The organism is Variovorax sp. Soil_C_33, assembly GCF_057656935.1.
On record NZ_JBDGJK010000002.1, the window covers coordinates 118,867 to 140,743 of the forward strand.

General features: G+C 62.8%; 22 protein-coding genes. 16 read left to right on the forward strand and 6 right to left on the reverse strand.

The window, feature by feature from the left end:
• Positions 1 to 9: 9 nt before the first annotated feature.
• Complete coding sequence (locus AC3A6B_RS03500) at positions 10 to 2,949, reverse strand: DNA topoisomerase III (protein ID WP_487835372.1); 2,940 nt, start codon at positions 2,947 to 2,949, stop codon at positions 10 to 12.
• Positions 2,950 to 3,034: 85 nt separating this feature from the next.
• Here AC3A6B_RS03500 and AC3A6B_RS03505 point away from each other — a divergent pair, with 85 nt between their 5' ends.
• Genes AC3A6B_RS03505 through AC3A6B_RS03515 form a run of 3 tightly spaced genes read left to right on the forward strand, consistent with a single transcriptional unit; the run spans position 3,035 to position 4,571 of the window.
• Entirely contained in the window at positions 3,035 to 3,580 is a 546-nt protein-coding gene (locus AC3A6B_RS03505; RefSeq protein WP_487835373.1) for an SET domain-containing protein, read from the forward strand.
• A gap of 2 nt (positions 3,581 to 3,582) precedes the next feature.
• Positions 3,583 to 4,371, forward strand: a complete 789-nt coding sequence (locus tag AC3A6B_RS03510; RefSeq protein WP_487835374.1) for a biotin--[acetyl-CoA-carboxylase] ligase — start codon at positions 3,583 to 3,585, stop codon at positions 4,369 to 4,371.
• A 2-nt stretch (positions 4,372 to 4,373) separates the two neighbouring features.
• Positions 4,374 to 4,571, forward strand: a complete 198-nt coding sequence (locus AC3A6B_RS03515; RefSeq protein WP_487835375.1) for a sporulation protein — start codon at positions 4,374 to 4,376, stop codon at positions 4,569 to 4,571.
• Here the strand turns inward: AC3A6B_RS03515 and AC3A6B_RS03520 are convergent.
• Positions 4,568 to 5,236, reverse strand: a complete 669-nt coding sequence (locus tag AC3A6B_RS03520; RefSeq protein ID WP_487835376.1) for a helix-turn-helix domain-containing protein — start codon at positions 5,234 to 5,236, stop codon at positions 4,568 to 4,570. The two genes, AC3A6B_RS03515 and AC3A6B_RS03520, sit on opposite strands and share 4 nt — an antisense overlap.
• Positions 5,237 to 5,317: 81 nt before the next feature.
• On the opposite strand from AC3A6B_RS03520, the gene AC3A6B_RS03525 reads away from it, so the two are divergent.
• On the forward strand, positions 5,318 to 5,590 hold the full coding sequence (locus tag AC3A6B_RS03525; protein ID WP_487835377.1) for a helix-turn-helix domain-containing protein: 273 nt from the start codon (positions 5,318 to 5,320) through the stop codon (positions 5,588 to 5,590).
• Between the two features lie 421 nt (positions 5,591 to 6,011).
• Here AC3A6B_RS03525 and AC3A6B_RS03530 read toward each other — a convergent pair whose 3' ends face one another.
• Genes AC3A6B_RS03530 through AC3A6B_RS03540 form a run of 3 tightly spaced genes read right to left on the reverse strand, consistent with a single transcriptional unit; the run spans position 6,012 to position 8,658 of the window.
• Positions 6,012 to 7,460 (reverse strand): sensor histidine kinase N-terminal domain-containing protein, encoded by a 1,449-nt coding sequence (locus AC3A6B_RS03530; protein WP_487835378.1) that lies wholly within the window; start codon positions 7,458 to 7,460, stop codon positions 6,012 to 6,014.
• Positions 7,461 to 7,476: 16 nt separating this feature from the next.
• A complete protein-coding gene (locus AC3A6B_RS03535) occupies positions 7,477 to 8,148 on the reverse strand; it encodes a response regulator (RefSeq protein WP_086920396.1) in 672 nt (223 codons plus the stop codon).
• Between the two features lie 24 nt (positions 8,149 to 8,172).
• Positions 8,173 to 8,658 carry a MarR family winged helix-turn-helix transcriptional regulator gene (locus AC3A6B_RS03540; RefSeq protein ID WP_487835379.1) on the reverse strand — a complete coding sequence of 162 codons (486 nt, stop codon included), beginning with the start codon at positions 8,656 to 8,658 and terminating at the stop codon, positions 8,173 to 8,175.
• A 147-nt stretch (positions 8,659 to 8,805) separates the two neighbouring features.
• Here AC3A6B_RS03540 and recA point away from each other — a divergent pair, with 147 nt between their 5' ends.
• Positions 8,806 to 9,870, forward strand: coding sequence for a recombinase RecA (gene recA, locus AC3A6B_RS03545; protein ID WP_487835380.1), 1,065 nt, complete (start codon positions 8,806 to 8,808; stop codon positions 9,868 to 9,870).
• Between the two features lie 10 nt (positions 9,871 to 9,880).
• The gene (gene recX / locus AC3A6B_RS03550) at positions 9,881 to 10,330 is read left to right on the forward strand and encodes a recombination regulator RecX (protein WP_487835381.1); all 450 of its coding nucleotides are present in this window, start codon (positions 9,881 to 9,883) and stop codon (positions 10,328 to 10,330) included.
• Between the two features lie 27 nt (positions 10,331 to 10,357).
• On the opposite strand, the gene argC is transcribed toward recX, so the two are convergent.
• Positions 10,358 to 11,287 (reverse strand): N-acetyl-gamma-glutamyl-phosphate reductase, encoded by a 930-nt coding sequence (gene argC, locus AC3A6B_RS03555; RefSeq protein ID WP_487835382.1) that lies wholly within the window; start codon positions 11,285 to 11,287, stop codon positions 10,358 to 10,360.
• Between the two features lie 192 nt (positions 11,288 to 11,479).
• On the opposite strand from argC, the gene sucC reads away from it, so the two are divergent.
• The 10 genes from sucC (at position 11,480) to AC3A6B_RS03605 (ending at position 21,812) form a co-directional block, all read left to right on the forward strand.
• Positions 11,480 to 12,646, forward strand: a complete 1,167-nt coding sequence (sucC, locus tag AC3A6B_RS03560; protein WP_214694938.1) for an ADP-forming succinate--CoA ligase subunit beta — start codon at positions 11,480 to 11,482, stop codon at positions 12,644 to 12,646.
• A 9-nt stretch (positions 12,647 to 12,655) separates the two neighbouring features.
• Positions 12,656 to 13,549: a succinate--CoA ligase subunit alpha gene (gene sucD / locus AC3A6B_RS03565; protein ID WP_487835383.1), complete on the forward strand. Its 894-nt coding sequence runs from the start codon at positions 12,656 to 12,658 to the stop codon at positions 13,547 to 13,549.
• Positions 13,550 to 13,638: 89 nt separating this feature from the next.
• Positions 13,639 to 14,322, forward strand: coding sequence for a TerC family protein (locus AC3A6B_RS03570; protein ID WP_487835384.1), 684 nt, complete (start codon positions 13,639 to 13,641; stop codon positions 14,320 to 14,322).
• A gap of 31 nt (positions 14,323 to 14,353) precedes the next feature.
• Complete coding sequence (locus AC3A6B_RS03575) at positions 14,354 to 15,163, forward strand: Stp1/IreP family PP2C-type Ser/Thr phosphatase (RefSeq protein ID WP_487835717.1); 810 nt, start codon at positions 14,354 to 14,356, stop codon at positions 15,161 to 15,163.
• A gap of 29 nt (positions 15,164 to 15,192) precedes the next feature.
• Complete coding sequence (locus AC3A6B_RS03580) at positions 15,193 to 15,843, forward strand: FHA domain-containing protein (RefSeq protein ID WP_487835385.1); 651 nt, start codon at positions 15,193 to 15,195, stop codon at positions 15,841 to 15,843.
• A 175-nt stretch (positions 15,844 to 16,018) separates the two neighbouring features.
• Positions 16,019 to 16,825 (forward strand): 3',5'-cyclic-nucleotide phosphodiesterase, encoded by an 807-nt coding sequence (locus AC3A6B_RS03585; RefSeq protein ID WP_487835386.1) that lies wholly within the window; start codon positions 16,019 to 16,021, stop codon positions 16,823 to 16,825.
• Between the two features lie 202 nt (positions 16,826 to 17,027).
• Entirely contained in the window at positions 17,028 to 17,474 is a 447-nt protein-coding gene (locus AC3A6B_RS03590) for a pilin (RefSeq protein WP_487835387.1), read from the forward strand.
• Between the two features lie 72 nt (positions 17,475 to 17,546).
• Positions 17,547 to 19,541, forward strand: coding sequence for a hypothetical protein (locus AC3A6B_RS03595; protein ID WP_487835388.1), 1,995 nt, complete (start codon positions 17,547 to 17,549; stop codon positions 19,539 to 19,541).
• An 11-nt stretch (positions 19,542 to 19,552) separates the two neighbouring features.
• A complete protein-coding gene (locus AC3A6B_RS03600; protein WP_487835389.1) occupies positions 19,553 to 20,533 on the forward strand; it encodes a glycosyltransferase family 2 protein in 981 nt (326 codons plus the stop codon).
• A 1-nt stretch (position 20,534) separates the two neighbouring features.
• The gene (locus AC3A6B_RS03605) at positions 20,535 to 21,812 is read left to right on the forward strand and encodes a glycosyltransferase (protein ID WP_487835390.1); all 1,278 of its coding nucleotides are present in this window, start codon (positions 20,535 to 20,537) and stop codon (positions 21,810 to 21,812) included.
• Positions 21,813 to 21,877 lie beyond the last annotated feature (65 nt).

The window sequence follows — 21,877 nt, forward strand, 5'->3', positions numbered from 1 at the left end:
CCTTCTTGATCAGCCGAGGTGCTTGCCCACGATACCCGCGAGCTCGAACATCGTCACCTGGTCCTTGCCGAACACCGGCCTCAGCTTGGCATCGGCATTGATGGCCCGCTTGTTGGCCGCATCCTGCAGGCCGTTGGCCTTGATGTAGTCCCACAGCTTCTTGATGACCTCGGTGCGCGCCACGGGTTCCGCGCCGATCACCGCGGCAAGGGCCTCGCTGGGCTTGAGTCCGGCGCCCGGCTTGCGTGGCGCCTTGGGCGCGGCGGCCTTCTTCGCGGGCGCGGCCTTCTTGGCTGCGGGCGTCTTCGTCTTCGCGGCGGTCGCCTTTTTTGCGGCCGCCGGCGCCGCCCTCGCAAAGGTCTTGCGCGGCGGGAACTTGCTGTCGCGCGGCTCGAACTCGAACGTCACCTTGCCTTCGTCCTTGTTCCAGGCCAGGAAAGCCTTGAACGCACGGCGCGTGCGCATCGAGACGAACTTGTCGAGCAGGTCGGTCTTGCCGGTGGCGAGCAGCTTCTCGACCTGGGCGCGCTCCACCGGCTGCTGCAGGATGATCTTGCCGGTCTTGAAGTCGCAGCTCGGCGTGGGCTGCTCGGTCGTCGGAACCGACTTCTCGCAGACGTAGTTGCTGCCGTTCTCGAACACGCGCGCGCCGCATTTCGGACACGGGCCCAGCGATTCCTGGCCGCTGAAATCGATGATCTCGCCGCTCTCGGCATTCTTGTCGTCGCCGAAATCGAATTCGAGCTTCCAGTTCTTCGCCTCCTCGTCGTACTTGAGCACGATCTCCGAGACGAAGGGCCAGCCGGCCTTGGAGCGGAAGCCTTCGAGCGGGCCGATGTGCTTGTCGCGCAGCAGGGACTCGGCCTCGGCCACCTCGAAAGTGCGGCCGGCCGGCGACTTGCCGAAGGAGAAGCCGCAGGGCTCCTGGCCCAGTTTGCCGGTGCAGGCATAGCGACGGTAGTTCTCTTTCACCACGCCGCCGCAGTTGGGGCACGGCGTCTGGAGCGTCGCGTAGTCGCCGGGCACGGTATCCCGGTCGTATTCCTTGGCCTTCTTGACGATGTGCTCCGTCATCTGGGCGATCTCGCGCATGAAGGCTTCGCGGCTGAGCTTGCCGTGCTCCATCTGCGCGAGCTTGTATTCCCACTCGCCGGTGAGTTCGGCCTTGGAGAGCTCTTCCACGCCGAGGCCGCGCAGCAGCGTCATGAGCTGGAAGGCCTTCGCGGTCGGAATGAGTTCGCGGCCTTCGCGGTGGATGTACTTCTCGGCGAGCAAGCCTTCGATGATCGCGGCGCGCGTGGCCGGCGTGCCCAGGCCCTTTTCCTGCATCGCCTCGCGCAGCTCGTCGTCGTCGATGGTCTTGCCCGCGCCTTCCATGGCGCCGAGCAGCGTGGCTTCGGAGTAGCGCGCGGGCGGGCGGGTCTTGAGCCCCTTGGTCTCCACCGATTCGGCGCGCACCATCTCGCCGGGCTTGACCGGCACCAGGCGCTTGCCGTCCTTGTCGTCTTCCTTCTCGTCGTCCTGCGCTTCCTTGCCGTAGATGGCGAGCCAGCCCGGCTTGACCAGCACCTTGCCGTCGGTGCGGAAGGGATATTTCTTGCCGCCCTGCTCCACCGTGCTGATGCGCGTGGTCACCTGGTACTCGGCGCTCGGGAAGAAGACCGAGAGGAAGCGCCGCACCACGAAGTCGTAGAGCCGCTGCTCGGCTTCCGACAGGCCGCTGGGCGCCTGCAGCGTCGGGATGATCGCAAAGTGGTCGCTGACCTTGGCGTTGTCGAAGATGCGCTTCGAAGGCTTCACGTAGTTGTCGTCGAGCGCCTGTTTCGCGAAGGGCGCGAGGTGCTTCATGCCGCTGTTGGCCAGCATGCCCATGGTCTGCTTGACCACCGGCAGGTAGTCCTCGGGCAGCGCGCGCGAGTCGGTCCGCGGGTAGGTCAATGCCTTGTGGCGTTCATAGAGGCTTTGCGCGAGAGCGAGCGTGGTCTTGGCGCTGTAGCCGAAGCGGCTGTTGGCTTCGCGCTGCAGTGAGGTCAGGTCGAACAGCAGCGGCGAGGCCTGCGTGGTGGGTTTGCTCTCTTCGGTGACGCTGGCGGGCTTGCCGCGTGCGGCTTCGGCGATCTCCTTGGCTTCGCGCTCGTTCCAGACGCGGTCGGCGCGCTGCTCGGGGTCGGGCACGCCGTCGGGGCCGGGCGGCGGCTTCTTCCAGTGGGGGTCGAACCACTTGCCGGGGTATTCGCCCGCCTCGGCGGCGAAGCTGCCGTGCACTTCCCAGTAGTCGCGGCTCACGAACTTGCGGATTTTTTCCTCGCGCTCGACCACCACCGACAGCGTCGGCGTCTGCACGCGGCCGACGGTGGTCAGAAAGAAACCACCATCGCGCGAATTGAAGGCGGTCATCGCGCGCGTGCCGTTGATGCCGACCAGCCAGTCGGCCTCGGAGCGCGAACGCGCCGCATCGGCCAGGCCCTGCATCTGCTGCTCGTTGCGCAGCTGCTCGAAGCCGTCGCGGATGGCCTGCGGCGTCATCGACTGCAGCCACAGGCGCTTGACCGGCTTGCCCAGCGGCGCCTTGCCGCCGGCGTACTGCTCGATCAGGCGGAAGATCAGCTCGCCCTCGCGGCCCGCGTCGCAGGCGTTGATGAGCTGGGTCACGTCCTTGCGCTTGGCCTGCTTCACCACCGCGTTGAGGCGGGTCTTGGTCTTGTCGACCGGCTTCAGGTCGAAGCGCGGCGGGATCACCGGCAGGTTGGCGAAGCTCCACTTGCCGCGCTTGACGTCGAACTCCTCCGGCGCCTGGATCTCGACCAGGTGGCCGACGGCGCTGGTGACGACGTACTTCTCGTTCTCGAAGTGCTCCTCATGCTTGTCGAACTTGCCGGCCACCGGCGTGAGCGCGCGCACGATGTCCTGGGCCACCGATGGCTTCTCTGCAATTACCAAAGTCTTCATTGACAAGTCATCCTTACAATCTGGCGCTTCTCGCGTGCGTACGCGCACGCGCATGCGTACATATTCAAACTAACAGACTTCGGCGATGCCTTCCAAATCCCCTATTTCCGGCGGCCGCCGCATCCAGACGCGGCGCTCTGGCGTTCACGGCAACGGCGTGTTCGCCGTGCAGGACATCGCGGAGGGAGAGACGCTGATCGAATACAAGGGCGAGCTCATCAGCTGGAAGGAGGCCTTGCGCCGTCATCCGCACGATCCGGCGCAGCCGAACCATACCTTCTACTTCCACATCGATGACGGGCGGGTGATCGACGGCGGCGTGAAAGGCAATGCCGCGCGCTGGATCAACCATTCCTGCGAGCCCAACTGCGAGGCCGACGAAACCGAGGGCCGGGTCTTCATCAAGGCGCTGCGCGACATCCCGGCCGGCGAGGAGCTCAACTACGACTACGGGCTGATCATCGACGAGCCCTACACGAAGAAGCTCAAGGCCGACTTCCCCTGCTGGTGCGGCTCGGAAAACTGCCGCGGCACCCTGCTGGCGCCCAAGTCGGACGACAAGAAAAAAGACAAGAAGAAAAAGAAGGACAAGAAGAAGGCCAAGAAGAACGGCAAGGAAGCCAAGCGCTGACCATGGCCGCCCCCTGGTTCGAAGACGAGATCGCCGCCGCCCTGGCTCCGCTGCTTCCGGGGCTTTCGGTCGAGGTCGTTGCCGAGATCGATTCGACCAGCAGCGAGCTGATGCGGCGGGCCCGCGACGGCCGCTCGTCGCCGGTGCTGCTGGTGGCCGAGCGGCAGACCGCCGGCCGGGGCCGCATGGGGCGCCCCTGGCAGAGCGCACAGCAGCCAGGCGAACCCGCCTCGCTGACCTTCTCGCTCGGCCTGCCGCTCTTGCCCAGGGACTGGTCGGGGCTTTCGCTCGCGGTCGGCGTCAGCGTGGCGGAAAGCCTGGACCCCTCGAAGGCGGGAGGCATTTCGCTCAAGTGGCCCAACGACCTGTGGGTCGAGGACCGCAAGCTCGGCGGCATCCTGATCGAAACCGCCCTGCCCCAGAACGGCACGGCCGAGCGCTACCTGGTGATCGGCATCGGCCTCAACATCGGGCCGCGCGAGGCCACAGGCCTCAGCACCGCGCCGGCATGGATCCAGCAGTGGCGCCCGCGTGCCACTGCGCCCGGGCTGCTGCGTGAGATCGTGGTGCCGCTGGTGGACGACGTGCTGCTGTTCGGCGAGCGCGGCTTCGTGCCCTTTGCCGAGCGCTTCGCGGCCCGCGACATCCTGCGCGGGCGCGAGGTGCAGCTCAGCGACGGCACCGTGGGCCGCTGCGAGGGCGTGGGCTGGGGCGGCGAACTCCTGGTCCAGACGGCCTCGGGCATGAAGACGATCACCAGCGCCGAAGTCAGCGTGCGGCCGGTGCAATAGGCATGCTGCTACGCGCACTGGTTCTTCTGCTGCTGGTGGCCAACGTGGGCTACTTCGCGTGGGCCCATGGCGGGCTCGCGATGTTCGGTACGACGCCGGCGCGCTTCAGCGAGACCGAACCCGAACGGCTGGCGCAGCAGCTGCGGCCGCAGCTGCTGCAGATACGCAAGGACGAGGCGCCTGCTGCGCCGAAGCCTTAGTCTCGCATCGTGAACACGATCGACAGATACGTCACCGGGCCAGCCTCAATGGCGTCGATGCCATGCAACGCTGTGGCGTCGAACTGCAGCGAGTCTCCTGGCCCCAGCTTCACCACCCTCGCGCCGTAGCGATAAGAGACTCGGCCTGAGAGAAGGTGCAGGAACTTCACACCCGGGTGCTGGAAGATAACGTAGGGCTCGGCCTCCGGCAGCAGCGTGACCAGGTAAGGCTCTACGAACAGGTTGCCTGAGAGCTGATGGCCCAGCAGCTCATAGCGGTAGCCAGCCACAGCACCGACCCGATCCACCAAGATGCCCCGGCCTGCGGGTACGTGCGAGAAGTCGGTGCGGCTGGACTGGTCGCCGAAGAAGCGTGAGACGGGCACGCCCAGGCCAGTGGCGATGCGATCCAAGGTTTCGACGGAAGGTGACACGAGACCGCGCTCTATGCGGGAGAGCATGGAGCTCGAAACGCCAGCAGAAGTGGCCAGCTCGCCACCGGAAGCGCCAGAAGCGATCCGTAGTGCGCGTACTTGCTGGCCGAGGCGCGTAGCTGAACTGCTGCGCGGTGGCGGTCCCACCGAGGGCAGGCGCGCGCGCACGGATGCTGGCACACGGAAGGGCCGGGATGTCGGGAATGGCGAGGCTGGTCGTGCAGAGGCCATGGGATAACAGCTGCCAGGTAACTATATCCCGGGAATATATATGCCGTGGTCCTTTATGCAAGCAAACCTGACCATTCGAGCATGGTCAATGCAGTCGATTCCGGCAAGAAGAAGGTGCCGGAACTGGTACTTTTTGGAGAAAGCGTTCGTCGGTATCGCAAGGAGCGCGGCTATTCCCAGGAGGCATTTGGTGATGCCTGTGGAATCGATCGCAGCTACATGGGTGGCATTGAGCGCGGTGAGCACAACTTAGCATTGATCAACATTCTCAAGATCGTTGCCGCTCTAGGCATGCAGCCCTCGGAGTTCTTCCAGGCTATGGATCGACCAGGGAGAAAGCCTAAAAGGGCCTAACCCTGGTCACTTCCAGTAGAGCTCATTCAATCAATCACGCGAGATGTTGGGCGGCCCCATCGGGGTGCTGAAGCATGGCAGTCCTCGCCCAAAAAGCCGGACCGATCGAGGCCCTATAGACCACACCTGACCACTCTCGTTCTCTTCGAACTCAGGATCGGCCGACGGGTAGCGGGGGGTAGGCCAAGTTCCTTATGGAACGCATTGTGCTTCGTCGTCGCCTCACGGATCCCGTCCTCGCCGCTAGGTCGATCCCCGCTTCTACTTGAGTGGTGCTGACGTAGCGCGAGATGCTCAGGCTGTGGCCGTTGAGAGCGATCTCCTCCATCGTCACGCGTTGAAGTCCCCTTCCTCAACCTCGCGATCCTGGTAGGCGTTGACGATCTTATCGACGTGATCTTGCGTTAGCTGGTTCTGGCGCTTAGGCGCTGTCGCCCCCGTCGGCGTCGAAGCGCAGGCTGAAGCGCGTGCCGGGCGGGCGCTGGCCCGGATGGGCATCTTCCAGCTCCACCGTCGCATAGTGCTGCCGCGCGATCTCCCGCACGATCGGCAGGCCCAGCCCCGAGCCGTCGGCCTCGTTGCCGAGCACGCGGTAGAAGGGCTCGAACACCAGCTCGCGTTCGTGCTCGGCGATACCGGGGCCGTTGTCCTCGACCTGCAGCACGATGATGCGGCCGAAGGGATCACCGAGCACGCGGGCCGTGATCACGCCCGGCCGCTCGGGCACCGAGGGCGTGTAGTTGATCGCGTTGTCGACCAGGTTGCGCACCAGCTCCTTGAGCAGCGTCGGATTGCCTTCGAGCACGACGCCCGGCGCGCCCGCTTCGGCGCCGTCGTAGCCCAGGTCGATGCGCTTCTCGATCGCACGCGGCACCGCCTCGCGCACCACCTCGATGGTGAGGCGCGCCAGGTCGCAGGGCTGGCGCGCGATGCTGGCGCCGCTGCTCTCCGCGCGCGCCAGCGACAGCAGCTGGTTCACCGTGTGCGTGGCGCGCATGCTCGCGCGGCCGATCTGCTTGAGCGACTGCTTGAGTTCGTCGGCATTGGCGCCCTCGCGCTGCGCCAGGTCGGCCTGCATGCGCAGCCCCGCGAGCGGCGTCTTGAGCTGGTGCGCCGCGTCGGCGAGGAAGCGCTTCTGCGTGCCGATCGAGTCGTTGAGCTTGCTCAGCAGGTCGTTGACCGACAGCACCAGCGGCACCACCTCGAGCGGCACCGAGGATTCGTCGAGCGGGCTCAGGTCGCCGGGCCGGCGCTCGCGGATGCGCGCCTCCACCACCGACAGCGGCTTGATGCCGCGCACCAGCGCGAGCCAGATCAGCAGCACCGCGAGCGGCAGGATCGCGAACTGCGGCAGCAGCACGCCACTGATGATCTCGGAGGCGAGCACCGACTGCTTCTCGCGCGTCTCTGCCATCTGCAGCAGCACCGGCGGGGCGTCGTCCGTGGCGCCCGCCACCCAGAGCGAGGCCACGCGCACCGGCTTGCCGTGCATCTCGCCGTCGCGCAGGTACACGGTGCCCATCACCGGCGGCTCGTCGGTGTGGGGAAAGGGCAGGTCGGGCTCGCCGCTCACCAGCTCGCCGCGCCCGTCCAGCACCTGGTAGTACACGCGGTCGGCATCATCGCCGCGCAGGATCTCGCGCGCCGCTTGCGGGAGCACGAACTGAGCCGCGCCCTGCTGCGGGTTCACCAGCTTGGCCAGCGTCCGCAGGTTGTGCTGCAGCTCCCGGTCGAAAGGCGCATTGGCGATGCCCTGCGCGACCAGCCAGGTGACGCCGATGCTGACCGGCACCAGCAGCAGCAGCGGCGTGAGCATCCAATCGAGGATCTCGCCGAAAAGGGAGCGCTGTGCGCGCTGGAAGAGCTTCACCGAGGGCTCAGGCGAATCACGGAATCTTCTCGAGGCAATAGCCGAGGCCGCGCACGGTGGCGATGTGGATCGGCCCCTTCTCGATCTTCTTGCGCAACCGGTGGATGTAGACCTCGATCGCGTTGAGGCTCACCTCCTCGCCCCATTCGCACAGCCGCTCGACCAGCTGGTCCTTGCTCACCAGCCGCCCGGCGCGCTGCAGCAGCACTTCGAGCAGGCCGAGCTCGCGCGCCGAGAGCTCGATCATCTTGCCGTCGATGGTCGCCACGCGGCCGGCCTGGTCGTACACCAGCGGGCCGTGCTTGATCGCGTTGCTGGTGGCGCCCATGCCGCGCCGCGTGAGCGCGCGCACGCGCGCCTCGAGCTCCTGCAGCGAGAAGGGCTTGGCCATGTAGTCGTCGGCGCCGTAGTCCAGGCCCTTGACGCGTTCCTCGACGCTGTCGGCCGCCGTCAGCACCAGCACCGGCAACTGGGAGCCGCGGGCGCGCAGCCGCTTCAGGATTTCGAGGCCGTGCATGTTGGGCAGGCCGAGGTCGAGGATCAGCAGATCGAATTCGCTGTTGGTCATCAGCGCGGCGTCGGCCTGCGAACCGGTCGCCACGTGGTCGACGGCCGAGCCGGAGGTGCGCAGACTGCGTAGCAGGGCATCCGCCAGCACCTGGTCGTCTTCTGCAATCAGTATTCGCATGGCGTGTCTCCAGACGCTAGGATTCTAGGCCGCGGCATAGGCTTCGAGACCGATGGTTACCACGGTGGCGATCTCGTCGCCGACGCTGGCGCGGAACTCGCGCTCGGCCTGCGCGACCGCGTTGCGGAAGGCTTCCAGCCAGGCCAGCCCATCGGCCGTGAACAGCACGCGCCGCGCGCGCGCATCGAGCGGATCGGGGCCGCGCGTCACCAGGCCCCATGCCTCGCACTGGTCGACCAGCGTGCCCATGGCCTGCTTGGTCATGCCGGCGCGCTCGGCGAGTTCGGTCAGGCGCGAGCCTTCGCGCGACAGATGGCGCGTGATGTGGATGTGCGCCGCGCTCACCTGCGCGCGTGCCGCGAGGTTCGACAGCGCCAGCGGCACGTCGGCATCGTGCGCCATCAGCGCCAGCACGCGCTCGTCGAAGCGGCGCATGGCATGGCCGAGCAGGCGGCCCAGGTGGGTCTGGCGCCAGGCGTCGGGGTCGATCGGAAATGCAGCGTTTATCACGTGCCGTCGATAGTAAAGCAAACTGACCAAAAAATAGGCTCACTCGAATTCACCAACCCCTACACTACTGTTCAAGCATCCAGCCTGTGGTTAAAAGCAGATTGGACAAGCCCAACACAACCCATTGATATTCAAGGAGATTTCCACATGGACGCACTCGTCAAAGGCACCAGCATCTCGGTCGCAGGCAGCGAAAAGGCCAAGGCCCTCCAGGCCGCGCTGGCCCAGATCGAGAAGCAGTTCGGCAAGGGCACGATCATGCGGCTGGGCGAAGGCGAGGCGCTGGAAGACATCCAGGTGGTCTCCACCGGCTCGCTCGGCCTCGACATTGCGCTCGGCGTCGGCGGCCTGCCGCGCGGCCGCGTGATCGAGATCTACGGTCCGGAATCCTCGGGCAAGACCACGCTCACGCTGCAGGTCATCGCCGAGATGCAGCGCCAGGCCGGCACCTGCGCTTTTGTCGATGCCGAGCATGCGCTCGACGTGCAGTACGCGCAGAAGCTGGGCGTGAACCTGTCGGACCTGCTGATCAGCCAGCCCGACACCGGCGAGCAGGCGCTCGAAATCGTCGATTCGCTGGTGCGCTCCGGCGCGGTCGACCTGATCGTGGTCGACTCGGTCGCCGCGCTCACGCCCAAGGCCGAAATCGAAGGCGAAATGGGCGACTCGCTGCCCGGCCTGCAGGCCCGCCTGATGAGCCAGGCGCTGCGCAAGCTCACCGCCACCATCAAGAAGACCAACTGCATGGTCATCTTCATCAACCAGATCCGCATGAAGATCGGCGTGATGTTCGGCTCGCCCGAAACCACCACCGGCGGCAATGCGCTGAAGTTCTACGCCTCGGTGCGCCTGGACATCCGCCGCATCGGCACCATCAAGAAGGGCGACGAGGCGATCGGCAACGAGACCAAGGTCAAGGTGGTGAAGAACAAGGTCTCGCCGCCTTTCAAGACGGCCGAGTTCGACATCCTGTTCGGCGAAGGCATCAGCCGCGAGGGCGAGATCATCGACATGGGCGTGAACGCCAAGATCGTCGACAAGTCGGGCGCCTGGTACGCCTACAACGGCGAGAAGATCGGGCAGGGCCGCGACAACGCGCGCGAGTTCCTGCGCGAGAACCCGGCGCTCTCGCGCGAGATCGAGAACAAGGTGCGCGAATCGCTGGGCATTCCGCTTCTGGCCGAGGCGGTCGAGGCCGCGCCCGAGAAGTAAGCCTCGGGCCATGGCTTTCAGCGCTCCTTCTCTCAAGGGCCGCGCCCTCCGTCTCCTGAGCCAGCGCGAGCACTCGCGCAGCGAGCTCGAGCGCAAGCTGGCCAGGTACGAGGAAGAGCCCGGCACGCTGGCGCGTGCGCTCGACGAGCTGGCCGCCAAAGACTTCATCAGCGAGGCGAGGGTGGTGCAGTCGGTGCTGCACCAGCGCGCGGCCCGCCACGGCGCGGCGCGCGTGCGCCAGGAGCTGCTGCACAAGGGCATTGCGCCTGAAGCGGTGGCCGAGGCGCTCGCCGGCCTCTCGGGCAGCGAGTTCGACCGTGCGCTCGAAGTGTGGCGGCAGCGCTTCGGCACGCTGCCGCACGATGCGGCGGAGCGCGCGAAGCAGATGCGCTTTTTGCTGGCGCGCGGATTCGCCTCGGCGGTCGTCGCCAAGGTTCTGCGGCACGCCCCGAACGAGTGAAGGCCGCGCGGCACGCGGCCGCGGGGCTCAGAGCCCGAGCATCAGCTTGAGGTTCTGCACCGCCGCACCGCTGGCGCCCTTGCCCAGGTTGTCCAGCCGCGCGATGACGACGGCATGGCGGTGGTCTTCGTTCGGGAACACGCGGATCTCGAGCTCGTTGGTGTCGTTGAGCGCGAGGGCGTCGATCTTGCCGTCCTCGGTGGGCGGCAGCACCTTCACGAACTTCTCGGGCGTGTTGCTCTTCGCGTAGTGCGCGGCCAGCGCTTCCTGCAGGTCGCCGGCCTTGGGGCGGCCGGGCAGCTCGTCCAGGTGCAGCGGCAGCTGCACCAGCATGCCTTGCTTGAAATTGCCCACCGAGGGGATGAACACGGGCCGGCGCGTGAGGCCGGTGTACTTCATGATCTCGGGAATGTGCTTGTGCTTGAGCCCCAGCGCGTAGGTCTCGAACAGCGGTGCCTTCCCGCCCTCGTAGGCCTCGATCATGGTGCGGCCGCCGCCCGAGTAGCCGCTCACGGAGGGCAGGGCGATCGCATGGTCGGCCGGCAGCAGGCCGGCATCGATCAGCGGGCGGACGATGGCGATCGCGCCGGTCGCGTAGCAGCCGGGGTTGGCGACGCGCTCGGCCTTGGCCACGGCCTCCTTCTGGCCCGCCGCCAGTTCGGGGAAGCCGAACACCCAGCCGGCGGCCGTGCGGTGCGCGGTCGAGGCGTCGATGATCTTGGGGCGGCGTCCCTGGCCCTCGAGCTGGTCGATGAGCGCCACCGACTCGCGCGCGGCATCGTCGTGCAGGCAGAGCACCACCAGGTCGACGCCGGCCATCAGTTCGCGCTTGGCGGCCACGTCCTTTCGCAGCTCCGGCGCGATGCTCACGAGTTCGATCTGCGGCATCTTCTGGAGCCGCTCGCGAATCTGGAGGCCGGTGGTACCGGCTTCGCCGTCGATGAAGACCTTGGGCATGGTGGAAGCCTCGGATTGCCTGGGAAGTTGCGTAAGAAGAAATTACGTATTGACCGCAGCGGCGGCCGGCCGTTGGTGCGGCGCACCATGATACAGTCGCCTGCTGTCCGCCGCCCGATTGCCTACACGCCGTGGCCCGTGGACAACAACCCAAATTCTCCCGTTCTCAACCTCGTTCCGAGAGACACCCTCATGAAGATTCACGAGTACCAGGGCAAGGAAATTCTTGCCAAGTTCGGTGTGCCTGTGCCCCGCGGCATCCCGGCATACACGGTGCAGGAGGCGGTGGAAGCCGCCCAGAAACTCGGCGGCCCCGTGTGGGTGGTCAAGGCCCAGATCCACGCCGGCGGCCGCGGCAAGGGCGGCGGCGTGAAGGTGGCCAAGAGCATCGACGACGTCAAGAAGCTCGCCGGCGACATCCTCGGCATGCAGCTCAAGACCCACCAGACCGGCCCCGAAGGCCAGAAGGTCCGCCGCCTCTACATCGAGGACGGCGCCGACATCCAGAAGGAATACTACGTCTCGGCCGTCACCGACCGCGCGACCCAGAAGGTGGCCTTCATCGCTTCCAGCGAAGGCGGCATGGACATCGAGGAAGTCGCGCATTCCTCGCCCGAGAAAATCATCACCGTCTTCGCCGACCCCAAGGACGGGCTGACCGACGCGCAGGCCAAGCAGATCGCCGACGGCATCGGCATCCCGGCCGATTCCACCGCGCAAGCCGTGGACATCTTCAAGAAGCTCTACACCTGCTACATGGAGACGGATGCCTCGCTGGTCGAGATCAACCCGCTCAACCGTGACAGCAAGGGCAACATCATTGCCCTGGACGCCAAGTTCAACTTCGACAGCAACGCGCTGTTCCGCCATCCCGATATCGTGGCCCTGCGCGACCTCGACGAAGAAGACGCGGCCGAAGTCGAAGCCTCGAAATTCGACCTCGCCTACATCTCGCTGGACGGCAACATCGGCTGCCTGGTGAACGGCGCCGGCCTCGCGATGGCCACCATGGACACCATCAAGCTGTTCGGCGGCGAGCCGGCCAACTTCCTCGACGTGGGCGGCGGCGCCACCCCCGAGAAGGTGACCGAAGCCTTCAAGATCATGCTGAAGAACAAGAACGTCGAGGCCATCCTGGTCAACATCTTCGGCGGCATCATGAAGTGCGACACCATCGCCACCGGCGTGATCGCAGCCTGCAAGGCCGTGAACTTGCAGGTGCCGCTGGTGGTGCGCATGAAGGGCACCAACGAAGTCGAAGGCAAGAAGCTGCTGGCCGATTCGGGCCTGCCCATCATCAGCGCCGACACCATGGCGGAAGCGGCCCAGAAGGTCGTGGCAGCAGTCAAGAAAGCCTAAGGAAACGTCATGTCGATCTACATCAACAAAGACACCAAAGTCATCACCCAGGGCATCACCGGCAAGACCGGCCAGTTTCACACCGAGAAGTGCCAGGAATACGCGAACGGCAAGAACTGCTTCGTGGCCGGCGTGAACCCGAAGAAGGCCGGCGAGTCGATCTTCAGCATCCCGATCTTCGGCTCGGTGAAGGAAGCCGCGACGCAAACCGGCGCCACCGTGTCGGTGATCTACGTGCCGCCGGCCGGCGCTGCCGCCGCGATCTGGGAAGCCGTCGAAGCCGACCTGGACATGGCGATCTGCATCACCGAAGGCATCCCGGTGCGCGACATGCTCGAAGTGCGCAACAAGATGAAGGCCAAGGAAGCCGCCGGCGGCAAGAAGACGCTGCTGCTGGGCCCGAACTGCCCCGGCCTGATCACGCCCGACGAGATCAAAATCGGCATCATGCCCGGCCACATCCACAAGAAGGGCCGCATCGGCGTGGTCAGCCGCTCCGGCACGCTGACCTATGAAGCCGTGGCACAGCTCACCGAGATCGGCCTTGGCCAGTCGAGCGCTGTCGGCATCGGCGGCGACCCGATCAACGGCCTGAAGCACATCGACGTGATGAAGGCCTTCAACGACGACCCCGACACCGACGCCGTCATCATGATCGGCGAGATCGGCGGCCCCGATGAAGCCGACGCCGCGCGCTGGTGCAAGGACAACATGAAGAAGCCGATCGTCGGCTTCATCGCTGGCGTGACCGCCCCTCCGGGCAAGCGCATGGGCCATGCCGGCGCCTTGATCTCCGGCGGCGCCGACACGGCGGATGCCAAGCTCGCCATCATGGAAGAGTGCGGTTTCACGGTCACACGCAACTTCTCGGAGCTGGCCAAGCGCCTCAAGGCGCTGCTCTAAAACATCCGCCTCCTCGACCACACAAGAACAAAAGCGCTCGCAATTCACGTTGCGGGCGCTTTTTCAATACATAACAGTGGATATGAGACATGGATTATTTGCAAACTGCCGATTTCTGGATCGGGCTCGTCAAGATTGTCTGGATCAACATCATTCTTTCGGGGGACAACGCGGTGGTGATCGCGATGGCCGCCCGTTCGCTGCCGCAGCAGCAGCAGAAGAAGGCCGTGCTGTTCGGCTCGGGCGCGGCCGTGGTGCTGCGCATCGCGCTCACCGTGGTCGCCGCCAAGCTGCTGGCGCTACCCTACCTGCAGATCCTCGGCGGCGCGCTGCTGCTGTGGATCGGCGTGCAGCTGCTCGGCGATGAGGAAGACGACAACGGCGAAGAAAAGGAATACGGCAGCATGCTCGCGGCCGTGCGGACCATCCTCTTGGCCGACCTGGTCATGAGCCTGGACAACGTGATCGCGGTCGCGGCCGCGGCGCAGGGCAGCATGGTGCTGCTGGTGCTGGGCCTGGCCATCAGCATTCCGTTGGTGATTTTCGGCAGTACCCTCATGATCAAGCTCATGGAACGTTTCCCGATCATCATCATGCTGGGCGCCGCGCTGATCGGCTGGGTCGGCGGCGAGACCATCGTGAGCGACGTCGCCTTGCGCGCCGCCCTGGCGGCCAACCCATGGCTGCACTATGCAGGCGCCGCGGCCGGCGCATTTTTCGTCGTCGCTGTCGGCCGCTGGCAGCAAAGGCGTGCGGCCGCCGCCGCACACTGAGCGAGCGGCCCCTCTCAACCACACTGACTCAATGGCGAACCTGGGCGTATCCGTTTCTCCTGACACCGGCTCGCTGACCTGGGACTTCGCCGCGCTCACCGACCCCGGCCGGGTGCGCGCCAACAACGAGGACACGATCGCCTTCGACGCCTCGCTCGGGCTGGTTCTCCTGGCCGACGGCATGGGCGGCTACAACGGCGGCGAGGTGGCCAGCGGCATGGCCATCGCCTTGCTGCAAGCCAGCTTCGGCCGCTGGCTGGCCCACGCCGGGCCGAGCGCCAACCCGCGGGCCATGCGCCGCGCGCTGCAGGCCGGTACCGACGAGGCCAACGCGGCCATCCTCGAAGCCGGCGTCGCGAACATGCAGCTGCAGGGCATGGGCACCACGCTCGTGCTGGCCGCCTTCGGGCCCAGGCGCGCGATCGTCGGCCATATCGGCGACTCCCGCTGCTACCGGCTGCGCAACGAAAAGCTCGAACAGCTCACGCGCGACCATTCGCTGCTGCAGGAGCAGCTCGACGCCGGCGCCATCACGCCCGAGCAGGCCATCCTGTCGCCGCACCGCAACCTCGTCACGCGGGCGCTCGGCATCGAACGCCATGTCGAACTCGAAATGCACGAGCACAACGTGAAGCCAGGTGACCTTTTCCTGCTATGTTCCGACGGGCTGAGCGAGATGGTCCCCGACGCGCAGCTTTTCACGCTTTTGTTACAAGATATCGGGCTTTCGGAGAAAGCAACACTTTTGGTTTCAACTGCGAATCACAATGGCGGCAGGGACAACATTTCCGTTGTCCTCGCCAGAGCAGGCTCAGGTGAAGCGCTCGAGGCATCCGGATAGCCCAAAAAAATGAGATCGAGGAGTCGGCCATGCCGAAGATGATCGTTTCGATCGACGGTGTCGTCATCAAGGAGGTGACGCTCGCCAAGGACCGCACCACGCTGGGACGGCGGCCGTATAACGACATCGTGATCGACAATCTGGCGATCAGCGGTGAGCACGCCGTGCTGCACATGATCGGCGGCGACGTCTATCTGGAAGACCTCAACAGCACCAACGGCACGTACATCAACGGGCGTGCGGTCAAGAAGCAGGCGCTCGAGCACAACGACGTCGTCGAGGTCGGCAAGTACAAGATCCGCTACCTGGTGGGCAGCGGCGCCCCCGATGGCGCCGGGCCCGCGCCGCACATCGCGCCGGCTCCGTCGGGCCCGATTCCGCTCAGCTCCGCCCCCACGGTGCACCAGCCCTTCGGCGGCGGCACCGGCGTGGCCGTCATGCGTGTTTTGTCGGGCAGCGGCGCTGGGCGCGAGCTTTCCCTGCAGAAGGTCGTCACCACCATCGGCAAGCCCGGCGTGGCCGTCGCCGCCGTCACGCGGCGCCTGCACGGCTACGTGGTGGCGCCCATCGACGGCGGCACCGAACTCAACGGCGAACCGCTAGGCAACGAGGCCGTCGCCCTGCAGGACGGCGACGTGCTCGAGCTCGGCGGCACGCGGATGCAGTTCGTCGCTGGTTGAGCCGAGGCATTGGTACGGGCCACGGCCTTGACCCCACTGCTGGCAGCAGATGCCAAAAAAGTCCTTTACCGGCTCCACGCACAGCGTTTAGCCTCGATGGCGTTGCAGCCCAAAGACCAGAACTGGGATGGTGCAACCCGGTTCGGAACCAACTAGAAAACAAAGGGCCTCGCATATGCAGGTGCGCGTGTTGGGTTGCTCGGGCGCCATCGCCAAGGACTGCCGCACGACCTCATTCCTGGTCGACAGCGACCTGCTGGTCGACGCCGGTACCGGCGTCGGCGACCTGAGCCTGGACGAAATGGCCGCCATCGACGACGTCGTGCTCACCCATTCGCACCTCGACCACATCGCCGCGCTGCCCCTGATGATCGACGCCGTGGCCAGCCGCCGCGGCAAACCGCTGCGCGTGCACGCCCTGCGCGCCACCATCGAGGCGCTGCGCGCCCACGTGTTCAACAACGTCATCTGGCCGGATTTCGCGAGCATTCCAAGTCGCGAGGCGCCGTTCGTGAGCTTTCACGACATCGTGGTCGGCCAACAGCTCCAACTGGGAACGCGGGCGCTCAAGAACATCGAGGTGCTGCCGGCTGTGCATACCGTGCCGGCCTGCGGCTACGCCGTGCGTTGCGCGAAGGGTGGGCCGAATTGGGTGTTCAGCGGAGACACCGAGCGCAATCCGGCCTTTTGGCAGCGGGTGAACCAGCTCGATGTGGGGATGCTGGTGATCGAAACGGCGTTCAGCAATCGGGAGCAGGCCCTTGCCCAGCGCAGCTTGCATTTGTCGCCTGCGACTTTGGCAGACGAACTGGCGCATATCGCGACCGGCAGGAGCTACCCGATCTATATCACTCACACCAAGCCGGCTGAAACCGAAGAGATCATGAGCCAGATCGACATGCTGGCGGCCGGCTCGCAGACCCATGGCGCGAAGGGGTGGGACATTCGGTGGCTGGAAGCGGCGGGGGTGCTGCAGGTCTGACACTGTCGGTGGATGACTGACAAAATTTGTCATTCCGCGTGTGGCATATGCAACGGGTTGTGTCACCTCTTGTAACTGCAGCGTGAACAAATGCACACCAAGGTTTGCTTCAGAGGCGCCCAGCCGGGGTGGCACAGATGCTGCGGAGGTTCAACGCACCGGGGGCTTTCCTCGGGCCCCTTCAATCAACCGGAGTTTTTGAATGAACCGTCGTTCCATCGCACGCAATGTGCAAAAGGGTTTCACCCTTATCGAACTGATGATCGTTGTGGCGATCATCGGTATCTTGGCTGCTGTGGCGCTGCCGGCGTATCAGGACTACACGAAGCGCGCTCGCGTTTCGGAGGGTCTAGGCCTGGCTTCTGCTGCTAAGGCTGGCGTGGGCGAGTATTTCGCGTCTAAGGGTGCGTGGCCGACCAGCAACGCCTCTGCTGGTCTGCCGAGTTCTGCCTCGATCAAGGGCAATGCCGTGACCAGCGTCGCGGTCGGCGCCAATGGCGTGATCACCATTACTTACAACACGTTGGTCGACTCCGGTAAGAACGTCACGCTGACGCCGTCGAGCGCCAATGCTGGCAGCGTCAAGTGGACGTGCAAGCCTGGTGCGAGCGCGATGGCATCGAAGTACCTGCCGTCGGAATGCCGTTGAGTCAATAGTCAACAGCTCCCAAAAAAAGGCACATCATGTGCCTTTTTTTTCATTTCTGCGAACTGCCCCTCGATGAGACCTACCCTAACGATCCGACTCCCCTGGGCCGTTGGACTTTCGAATGCGACATGGTGGAAGTGGGGGCTGCTCCTGCTCACGGTCGCAGCCTGCTACGCGCCAGGGCTAAAAGGGGGATATGCCTTTGATGACGACGTCAACATTTTGCAGAACTCCAGCCTGCGACTGCACTCCCTCCAATGGGACGGGCTGTGGTCCGCTGCTTGGTCAGGCGATGCTGGGCCGCTGGGAAGGCCGATCGCGCTTGTTACTTTCGCCTTGAACCTGTACTTCGGAGGCACCGATCCGTATTATTTTAAGCTGATCAATTTGCTCATCCACTTGGTTAATGTGCTCTTGGTGGGCGCTCTTGCGCAAACCTTGTGCGATGCATTTGAGCAAAAATCGACTCGGACTACCTCAATTCAGAACCCCAACGCTTGGTCAGGCTGGGTGGTCGCCAGCATCTGGGGACTCCATCCGCTAAATTTGACAGCTGTGCTATACGTCGTACAGCGCATGACCAGCCTGTCTGCGTGCTTCGGGTTCGCCGCGTTGCTCATCTTCTGCCGCTACCGAATTGCAACAACAAGAGGCCCAGTGGGTCGCCGCCCGTACCTCGCCCTGCTGGGGCGCGTACCAATCGTCTTAGCCTTGCTTGCCGCGTCCGTCCTTACCAAAGAAAGCGGACTGCTTTTTGTGGTTCTGCTGATCTGGGTCGAGTACTTCGCGTTTCGTTTTCGCTATCGCGATAGGCCGTTAGTTTTGTACGGCGTGCGGGCAAAGCGACTAATTTCGGGGGCGCTCCTGCTGGCTGGTGCAGCCGTTCTAATTTTTAAGCTCCCGACGATGTTGGCGCCTGCGGCATTCGCCAATAGAGATTTCGATTTGAAGGAAAGGGTGTTTACCGAATCCCGTGTCCTGTTTTATTACTTACAGATGATATTTTTGCCAAGGGCGTCAGGGCTCTCGTTGTACCACGACGATTTCACAATATCGCGCTCATTTTGGGATCCGCTAACTACGGCATTTTCAATATGGGGGTTGGCGCTGATCAGCGCAGTAGCAGTAGTCCTCAGGCGCCGTCTGCCATTGCTGCTTTTTGCTTGGGGTTGGTTTCTCATCGCACACTCTCTTGAGTCGACCATTTTTCCGCTCGAGTTGGTGCATGAACATCGAAATTACTTTGCAATGTTCGGACTCTTTTTGCTTGTTTCGATTGGTTTCCAGGAAATCCGAGCAATTGATAAAAGACGTCTCGCGATGGTTCTTTTGACGTTGTATCTCGGCTTGTTGGCCTTCGTCACCTACAATCGCTCGCTTCAATGGTCGAATGTAGTGGATTGGGCTGCCAATGAGGCTGAAAACCGACCGTCGTCTCCTCGTGCCAACTATGAACTGGCCAGAAATTACATGGTTCTATTCCAGAATACAGGTGATGACCGTTTTGGCGCACTTGCGGACGAGGCTCTCGTCCGATCCACGCAGTCCTATTTGCCAACCGTTCTCCCGTTTCTCGCGCGTGTACATCTGGCATATTTTCGCGGACTGGAGCCAGATCCGAGTCTTCTGAACTCAGTCATTTCGCGCTTCAGAGACCTGCCGTACTACAATACAAACACCGGAGCCCTCAATTCATTCATGGCGTGCCAGATCGAAAAAACGTGCCGCCTGCCGGATGATCAGGCATTGAGTATTTTCAAGGCCGCTCTCGATAATCCGCTGATCCCCCGGGACCAAAAAGCGGAAGTCACCAAGATACTTGCTCAATACTACATCAACAAGTACGGCGATTTGCCGCGAGGCGCGGCCTTGATTTCAGCGGCCATTGCCATGAACGACGAAGCATCCAGCAGGATCATGTATGCGCAGGCATTGGCATTCCTAGGAAAATTTGCTGATGGACTTGTTGAACTGGATGTGGCCCAATCGATGGATCGCAAAGGAGTGTATCGCCGTCGTATCGACGAAGAGCGGAGCGCCATGCGCCACGCGCTGGCAAACCAATAAAGCGGCAAGATATGAAATCAATTGAAAAGGCAGAGACCACTTTAACGGGGGGGCAGTCGAATGTAGATGCTGATTGTGCTGCGCAAATCGATCATGAGAAGATGCCGGTCGCACGTGAGCTTAGCATTGTGATTCCGGCTCGCAATGAAGCTGAGGGATTGGCTCGCCTCCTTCCCGACCTCTGCGAATTGCTCCCGGGGGCTGAGATCATTATTTCAGATGACGGTTCAATTGATGACACGGTGAGCGTTGCGCAGAGGCACGGCGCGCGCGTCGTGCGTCGCCCCTACGGTGCCGGCAATGGCGCTGCGATTAAGGCCGGCGCGCGCGCGGCGACGCGGGATTGGATCGTGTTCATGGATGGTGATGACCAACATCGGGCGCAGGATGTCGCGCGCCTTCTCACACGCCTGCGTGAGGGCTATGAGATGGTCGTCGGCGCGCGAAATTCAGAGGGGCAAGCCAGCCGCCATCGCGGCCTTGCTAATGCGTTCTACAACCGCTTGGCATCTTGGATGGTCAATCATCCGGTGAAAGATCTCACGTCAGGATTCCGAGTCGTACGGCGAAAACGGTTCCTTGAATTTCTCCATCTTTTGCCAAACGGGTTCTCTTATCCGACAACCAGCACCATGGCATTCTTCAGAGCAGGCTACGCCGTAGCCTATGAACCTATTGAGGTAAAGCCTAGACTCGCCGGAACCACGAGCCATATTCGACTATGGCGTGACGGGACGCGGTTTTTGCTAATTATTTTCAAGATCGGTACGCTTTATTCGCCGCTCAAGCTCTTTGCTCCAATCGGCCTTGCATTTTTTTTGTTAGGGCTTGGTTACTATGCCTATACATTCTTCACTCAACATCGATTCACTAACATGAGTGTGCTGCTGTTTAGTGCGGCGGTAATTGTTTTTTTGATTGGGCTCATTTCCGAGCAGATCACTGCGTTGATGTATGGAGGTTCGGGAGCGAATGAGCGGGATGCCAGCTAGAATGAAATTTGAAGATCAAATAATGAGTTCAACGATGTGTGCAGCTCCTGCTGACGTGAGTCGTCTCACTATATTGGTCTTGGCGTCGACTTATCCTCGCTGGGCTGGAGATCCGGAGCCAGGTTTCATTCATGAACTCTGCAAACGCTTATCACTCGAGCATCGAATTATTGTGCTTTGCCCTCATGCAACTGGAGCATCGGCGACGGAAATGCTCGACGGGGTTGAAGTGGTGCGCTATCGCTATGCGCCTGAAAAATGGGAGGTTTTAGTCAACAATGGTGGCATTGTAAATAACCTTCGGCGAAAGCCATTGATGGCAATGTTGCTCCCCAGTTTTTTCTTATTTCAACTCTTCGTGGCAGCACGACTCGCCCGGCTTCATCGCATTGACGCAATTCATGCCCATTGGTTGATTCCTCAGGGATTGATCGCTGCATTGGTATGTCGCCTGTTTGCAAAAAAAATCCCGTTTATTGTGACTTCTCATGGCGCGGATTTGTATGCATTGCGAGGACGCCTGATGAGTTTGCTAAAACGCTTTGTTGCGAAACGAGCCAATGCCATTACTGTAGTAAGTGGTGCCATGCAATCGGATATGGCTCGTCTCGAAGTCGAGGTGAATAAAATAACCGTGCAGCCAATGGGCATTGATTTTGAGAGTCGATTTACTCCTCATCCTGCGACAGAGCGATCCTTGGATGAAATTTTATTCGTCGGCCGATTGGTAGAAAAAAAAGGTCTAAATTATCTGCTCGATGCGATGCCCGCAATCTGCGCAGCTAGACCATCGGTGCGCTTGAAGATTGCGGGATTCGGACCTGAAGAAGCGTCGTTGCGCGAACAAGCTGGTCGGATGGGGCTCAACCAGGTTGTGCATTTTGTTGGCCCCGTGCGACAAGCTGACCTTCCTGCACTTTATCGGCAAGCTGCAGTGTTGGTTGCGCCCTTTGTGCGCGCAAGTAATGGCGATGTCGAGGGTTTGGGTTTGGTGGTTGGTGAGGCAATCGGATGTCACTGCCCGGTGATTGTGGGTGATGTTCCCGCCGTAAAAGACGTAATCACTGACGGTGAGGGCAAAGTGATATCTCCGCTAGACGCTGCAGCATTAGCAAACGCAGTAGTCGCCGTTATGGAAAATCCGAAGTCAGCCCTTGATTCGGTGACTAAGGCCCGCATCAGATTGAATCGGCAACTATCTTGGCCTGTAGTTGCGGCCGGATACTCTAAGTTGCTAAGAAAAATTTGCGGTTCAAATGGCTCTCAATTGGTTGTGTAGAAAATAGATTTGAGTCGCACCCAGAGTTGCCGCGATTCGTTTTAATTCCCTCAAGCCACACTGCT

What these genes read in the sequence shown, in the direction of transcription:
- AC3A6B_RS03500 (WP_487835372.1), bottom strand. Translation starts at nt 2,949, where the DNA reads ATGAAGACTTTGGTAATTGCAGAGAAGCCATCGGTGGCCCAGGACATC.
- AC3A6B_RS03505 (WP_487835373.1), top strand. Translation starts at nt 3,035, where the DNA reads ATGCCTTCCAAATCCCCTATTTCCGGCGGCCGCCGCATCCAGACGCGG.
- AC3A6B_RS03510 (WP_487835374.1), top strand. Translation starts at nt 3,583, where the DNA reads ATGGCCGCCCCCTGGTTCGAAGACGAGATCGCCGCCGCCCTGGCTCCG.
- AC3A6B_RS03515 (WP_487835375.1), top strand. Translation starts at nt 4,374, where the DNA reads ATGCTGCTACGCGCACTGGTTCTTCTGCTGCTGGTGGCCAACGTGGGC.
- AC3A6B_RS03520 (WP_487835376.1), bottom strand. Translation starts at nt 5,236, where the DNA reads ATGGCCTCTGCACGACCAGCCTCGCCATTCCCGACATCCCGGCCCTTC.
- AC3A6B_RS03525 (WP_487835377.1), top strand. Translation starts at nt 5,318, where the DNA reads ATGGTCAATGCAGTCGATTCCGGCAAGAAGAAGGTGCCGGAACTGGTA.
- AC3A6B_RS03535 (WP_086920396.1), bottom strand. Translation starts at nt 8,148, where the DNA reads ATGCGAATACTGATTGCAGAAGACGACCAGGTGCTGGCGGATGCCCTG.
- recA (WP_487835380.1), top strand. Translation starts at nt 8,806, where the DNA reads ATGGACGCACTCGTCAAAGGCACCAGCATCTCGGTCGCAGGCAGCGAA.
- recX (WP_487835381.1), top strand. Translation starts at nt 9,881, where the DNA reads ATGGCTTTCAGCGCTCCTTCTCTCAAGGGCCGCGCCCTCCGTCTCCTG.
- argC (WP_487835382.1), bottom strand. Translation starts at nt 11,287, where the DNA reads ATGCCCAAGGTCTTCATCGACGGCGAAGCCGGTACCACCGGCCTCCAG.
- sucC (WP_214694938.1), top strand. Translation starts at nt 11,480, where the DNA reads ATGAAGATTCACGAGTACCAGGGCAAGGAAATTCTTGCCAAGTTCGGT.
- sucD (WP_487835383.1), top strand. Translation starts at nt 12,656, where the DNA reads ATGTCGATCTACATCAACAAAGACACCAAAGTCATCACCCAGGGCATC.
- AC3A6B_RS03570 (WP_487835384.1), top strand. Translation starts at nt 13,639, where the DNA reads ATGGATTATTTGCAAACTGCCGATTTCTGGATCGGGCTCGTCAAGATT.
- AC3A6B_RS03575 (WP_487835717.1), top strand. Translation starts at nt 14,354, where the DNA reads ATGGCGAACCTGGGCGTATCCGTTTCTCCTGACACCGGCTCGCTGACC.
- AC3A6B_RS03580 (WP_487835385.1), top strand. Translation starts at nt 15,193, where the DNA reads ATGCCGAAGATGATCGTTTCGATCGACGGTGTCGTCATCAAGGAGGTG.
- AC3A6B_RS03585 (WP_487835386.1), top strand. Translation starts at nt 16,019, where the DNA reads ATGCAGGTGCGCGTGTTGGGTTGCTCGGGCGCCATCGCCAAGGACTGC.
- AC3A6B_RS03590 (WP_487835387.1), top strand. Translation starts at nt 17,028, where the DNA reads ATGAACCGTCGTTCCATCGCACGCAATGTGCAAAAGGGTTTCACCCTT.
- AC3A6B_RS03595 (WP_487835388.1), top strand. Translation starts at nt 17,547, where the DNA reads ATGAGACCTACCCTAACGATCCGACTCCCCTGGGCCGTTGGACTTTCG.
- AC3A6B_RS03600 (WP_487835389.1), top strand. Translation starts at nt 19,553, where the DNA reads ATGAAATCAATTGAAAAGGCAGAGACCACTTTAACGGGGGGGCAGTCG.
- AC3A6B_RS03605 (WP_487835390.1), top strand. Translation starts at nt 20,535, where the DNA reads ATGAAATTTGAAGATCAAATAATGAGTTCAACGATGTGTGCAGCTCCT.